This is a genomic window from Alkaliphilus flagellatus (genome assembly GCF_018919215.1).
Classification (GTDB): Bacteria; Bacillota; Clostridia; order Peptostreptococcales; family Natronincolaceae; genus Alkaliphilus_B; species Alkaliphilus_B flagellatus.
Genome location: NZ_JAHLQK010000026.1, coordinates 1 through 520, shown reverse-complemented (window position 1 = coordinate 520; position 520 = coordinate 1). Strand labels below are relative to the sequence as shown.

General features: G+C 43.3%; 1 tRNA gene. It reads left to right on the top strand.

The annotated features are described in order from the left end of the window. The first annotated feature begins 153 nt into the window (after positions 1-153). A tRNA-Ala gene (locus KQI88_RS17880) sits at positions 154-229 on the top strand. Positions 230-520: the final 291 nt, after the last annotated feature.

The window sequence follows — 520 nt, the reverse complement described above, 5'->3', positions numbered from 1 at the left end:
TCGGAAGGTGCGGCTGGATCACCTCCTTTCTAAGGAGAATTGGCAATCTATACTGTCTAGTTTTGAGAGACCTTTTGTCTTTCGAAATGAAACTCGGCTAACGCTGAGTACTCCAATCACACCAAATCTGAAATTTGGGAGATTGAAGCATATGGGGGCGTAGCTCAGTTGGGAGAGCACCTGCCTTGCAAGCAGGGGGTCAGGAGTTCGACTCTCCTCGTCTCCACCATAGAATACCAATTTAAAAGGTTGACATAAAACATTTTATTTGGTATTATATTATTCCGTCTTAAAGGCGGTTAATTAGTTCCTTGAAAACTACACAATGTTAGATTATGACCTAACCCGATTTGCAAAACAAATCGAAGGTAGGTCAAACGCAATGAGCATCAAATTTGCATGACTGAAAAGGAATAAGCAAATTTAGAGTGCGAAACTGCGAATAGCTTTGGTCAAGCTAATAAGGGCAGAAGGCGGATGCCTTGGCACCAGGAGTCGATGAAGGACGTGGTAAGCTGCG